We start from the raw sequence: 3647 nt of genomic DNA on the forward strand, positions 1-3647 counted from the left end.
GCATGGCCAGCACCGCGGGAAGCGCAAGGCGTTGGAGCAGGCTGGCGGCGTCGGCCGACTTCCAGTTGGCCAGGGGGCCCACCGCCATGAGCAGCAGCGCGGGCACCATCAGCGGCACGAAGACCGCATTGAAGTAGGGCGGTCCGACCGACAGCTTGCCCAGGCCGAGGGCGTCGATGAACAGGGGATAGAGCGTGCCCAGCAGCACGGTCGCGGCGGCGACCGCGAGCAGCACGTTGTTGACCAGCAATAGCGATTCGCGCGAAACGAACGCGAACTGGCCGCCGTGGCCTATCCGGGGGGCGCGCAAGGCATACAGGAACAGGGAGCTGCCGACGACGGTGGTAAGCAGCGCCAGGATGAACACGCCGCGCGCCGGATCCGTCGCGAACGCGTGCACCGACGTCAGCACGCCCGAGCGCACCAGGAAAGCGCCCAACAGGGCCAGCGCAAACGTCCCGATCGCCAGCAGTACGGTCCAGCTCTTGAAGCTGCCCCGCTTTTCGGTCACGGCCAGCGAGTGGATCAGCGCCGTGCCGGCCAGCCAGGGAATGAAGGAGGCGTTCTCCACCGGATCCCAGAACCACCAGCCGCCCCAGCCCAGTTCGTAGTAGGCCCACCAGCTGCCGACCGCGATGCCGAGCGTCAGGAACAGCCAGGCCGCCGTGGTCCAGGGACGCGACCAGCGGGCCCAGACCGCGTCGAGACTGCCGGACAGCAGCGCGGCGATGGCGAACGCGAACGCTACCGAGAATCCCACGTAGCCCATGTACAGCAGCGGCGGGTGGAAGATCAGGCCGATGTCCTGCAGCAGCGTGTTCAGGTCCAGCCCGTCGGCCGGCGCGGGGACAAGGCGCTCGAACGGATTCGAGGTCAGCAGCACGAACAGCAGGAAGCCTGCACTGATCAGCCCCAGCACGCCCAACACCCGCGCGACCATGGCGTCGGGCAGTCGCCGCGAAAACAGGCTGACCGCGCAGGCCCAGCCCGTCTGCATGAACATCCACAGCAGCAGCGAGCCTTCATGCCCGCCCCAGGTCGCCGCAAGGCGGTAGAACAAGGGCAATTGCGAATTCGAGTTGTGGGCCACGTAGGCCACCGAATAGTCCTTGGCCGCGAAAGACCAGGCCAGCGCCGCGAGGCTGAAGGCCACCAGCAGGAACTGGATCTGCGCCGCGGGCCGCGCAATGGCGATCCAGTCCGCGCGCTCCAGGGCCGCGCCGCGCAGGGCGATAAGGCCTTGCGCCAGCGCGACGAAGAGCGCCAGGATCAAGGCGAGATGAGCGAGTTCAGGGATCATCGCGCAAGGGTCTCCTGGGATGCGGCCTTCGGTGCGGCCTGATCGATCGCGTGCTGAGCCTCGGGCGGCATGTAGTTCTCGTCATGCTTGGCCAGCACTTCCTCGGCCCGGAACAGGCCGTCGCCGTCCAGCCGGCCCTGCGCCACGACGCCCTTGCCCTCGCTGAACAGGTCCGGCAGGATGCCCTCGTAAGCCACGGGCACGGTGTGGGCGGTGTCGGTCACGGCGAAGCGGACAGTCAGCGCGCCCGGCGTGCGCTGCACGCTGCCGGCCTCGACCATGCCGCCCACACGGAACGTGCGTCCCGCCGGAACCTCGTTGTTGCTGACCTGCGTGGGCGTGAAGAAGAAAACCAGATTGCTCTGGAAGGCGTTAAGCACCAAAGCGCTTGCCACCCCCAGAGAGGCCATGCCGCCCAGCGCCAGCCATAAGCGCCGTGTCCGCTTACTCACCTTCGGCCTCCCCGAATTCGGCTGCGGGGCGCGGGACCGCCAGAATCATGCGGCGACGGCGCGCGAGCAGCAGCTGCTCGCTGCCCAGCAAGAGCGCCGTCATCACCACCGATCCCCACACGTAGGCCGCATAACCACCCATGGCGAGGAATTCGCCCAGACTGGACCAGTGCATCATTCGCTACTCCATTGTTGGCGGATCCAGGCCGCGTGCCGTTCGCGTTCGAGCACGATGCAGCGCAGGCGCGCCAGCGCCGTCGCGATGCTGTACATCCACGCGGCCAGGGACATCAGCAGCATGCCGGCAAGCATGACGCCGGCCATGCTGGGCGCCGCGGTCAGGGAGACCGACGCGCCCTGGTGCAAGGTGCTCCACCATTGCACCGAGAAATAGATGACGGGAACGTTGACCACGCCGGCCAGCACCAGCACCGATCCTGCGCGGTCGGCGCGCTGGGGATCATCGATGGCGGCCTTCAACGCCATGTAGCCCGCATACAGGAACAGCAATATCAATTCCGAGGTCAGCCTGGCATCCCAGACCCACCAAGTCCCCCACATGGGCTTGCCCCACAGCGCCCCGGTCCACAGCGAGAGAAACGTGAATAGCGCGCCGGTCGGCGCCAGCGCGGCAATCATCATCGCCGACAGCCTGCTGTTGAAAACCAGGTGGATCAGCGCCCAGAACGCCATCGCCAGGTACACGATCATCGACATCCAGGAGACCGGGACATGGAGGAAGATGATGCGGTAGCCCTGGCCCTGCTGGGCGTCGGCAGGCGCGGCGAGAAAGCCGACGTAGAGGCCCGCTGCGGCAAGCAGGACCGCGGCGGCCGCGAACCAGGGAATCGCTCTTCCGGCCAATGGATAACAGGCCTTGGGCGAGGCATAGTGAAACCAGCGGATCATGGGCTCCTCATTCGAGTGAGATGCGTATCGCGGCGGCGGCGGCCAGCGGCGCGAAGAACAGGGATATGGCCAGCACGGCGCCCAGCAGCGACAGGTGCGCATTGGCGCCAAGACCGCTTTGGACCGCCTGCACCGCGCCCGCGCCGAATACGAGGATGGGAATGAAGAGGGGCAGGACCAACACGGCCAGCAGCGCGCCGCCGCCGCGCGCGGTCAAGGTAAGCGCGGCGCCGATGGCGCCGATCAGACCGAGCGCCGGTGTGCCGGCGGCCAGGCCCAGCGCCAGGATCAGAAGGGCGTTGCCGTCCAGTCCGAACTGCAGTCCCAAGACCGGCGCAAGCAGGGTGAGCGGCAGCCCGGAAATCAGCCAATGGGCGGCGACTTTGCCCAGCACGACCAGCGGCAGGGGCGTGGCGGACAGCGCCAGCTGTTCCAGCGAGCCGTCGCGATAATCCGCGTCGAACAGGCGGCCCAGCGACATCAGGCATGACAGCAAGGCTGTTACCCACAGCACGCCCGGCGCGATGCCGCGCAGCGTTTCCGGCTCGGGACCGACGGCCAGCGGGAACAGGCTGGCGGCAACCAGGAAGAAGGCCAGCGGGGTCAGGGCATCGCTGGTACGCCGTTGGGCGATGCGCAGGTCGCGCAGCGCAACGGCCGCAAGCATGCGCGGGATGGTGCGCATGCGCTAGGATCCCAGCCGGAGCTGCCGGTGCGCGCGCTTCAGCGCGATCTCCTGGTGGCTGCTGGCCACGACCGCGCCGCCGTCGCGCAGATGGCGGTCCATCGCAAGCGCCAACCAGGAGTGGGCCGTGGCGTCCAGGGCCGTCATGGGTTCGTCCAGGATCCAGAGCGGACGGAACTCGGCAAGCAGGCGGGCCAGGGCGGCGCGCCGCTTCTGGCCGGCCGACAGGGCTCGCACTGGCAGATGCTCCTTGCCCGCGAGGCCCGCCTCGCGCAACGCCGAGGCGATGTCGGCGGGGCGT

General features: G+C 68.1%; 6 protein-coding genes. All 6 read right to left on the bottom strand.

Features of this window, described 5'->3' with window-relative positions:
- The coding region (locus tag VIR09_RS10440; RefSeq protein ID WP_332012801.1) for a heme lyase NrfEFG subunit NrfE at window positions 1-1300 on the bottom strand (1300 nt) is incomplete at its 3' end.
- Window positions 1297-1752: a cytochrome c maturation protein CcmE gene (gene ccmE / locus VIR09_RS10445; protein ID WP_332012802.1), complete on the bottom strand. Its 456-nt coding sequence runs from the start codon at window positions 1750-1752 to the stop codon at window positions 1297-1299. The genes VIR09_RS10440 and ccmE, both read right to left, overlap by 4 nt.
- Window positions 1745-1930 carry a heme exporter protein CcmD gene (gene ccmD, locus VIR09_RS10450; RefSeq protein ID WP_414639413.1) on the bottom strand — a complete coding sequence of 62 codons (186 nt, stop codon included), beginning with the start codon at window positions 1928-1930 and terminating at the stop codon, window positions 1745-1747. The genes ccmE and ccmD overlap by 8 nt, the downstream gene beginning before the upstream one ends.
- Entirely contained in the window at window positions 1927-2661 is a 735-nt protein-coding gene (ccmC, locus tag VIR09_RS10455; RefSeq protein WP_332012803.1) for a heme ABC transporter permease CcmC, read from the bottom strand. The genes ccmD and ccmC overlap by 4 nt, the downstream gene beginning before the upstream one ends.
- 7 nt (window positions 2662-2668) lie before the next feature.
- Complete coding sequence (ccmB, locus tag VIR09_RS10460; RefSeq protein ID WP_332012804.1) at window positions 2669-3346, bottom strand: heme exporter protein CcmB; 678 nt, start codon at window positions 3344-3346, stop codon at window positions 2669-2671.
- Between the two features lie 3 nt (window positions 3347-3349).
- A partial coding sequence (locus tag VIR09_RS10465) for an ATP-binding cassette domain-containing protein (protein ID WP_332012805.1) occupies window positions 3350-3647 on the bottom strand: 298 nt, incomplete at its 5' end.

Origin of the sequence: Achromobacter sp. (assembly GCF_036567245.1) — a bacterium.
In the GTDB taxonomy this organism is placed as follows: Bacteria; Pseudomonadota; Gammaproteobacteria; order Burkholderiales; family Burkholderiaceae_B; genus Achromobacter.

Excerpts from the sequence above, each read along its gene's own strand:
- ccmC (WP_332012803.1), bottom strand. The coding sequence starts at position 2,661 with ATGATCCGCTGGTTTCACTATGCCTCGCCCAAGGCCTGTTATCCATTG.
- ccmD (WP_414639413.1), bottom strand. The coding sequence starts at position 1,930 with ATGATGCACTGGTCCAGTCTGGGCGAATTCCTCGCCATGGGTGGTTAT.
- ccmB (WP_332012804.1), bottom strand. The coding sequence starts at position 3,346 with ATGCGCACCATCCCGCGCATGCTTGCGGCCGTTGCGCTGCGCGACCTG.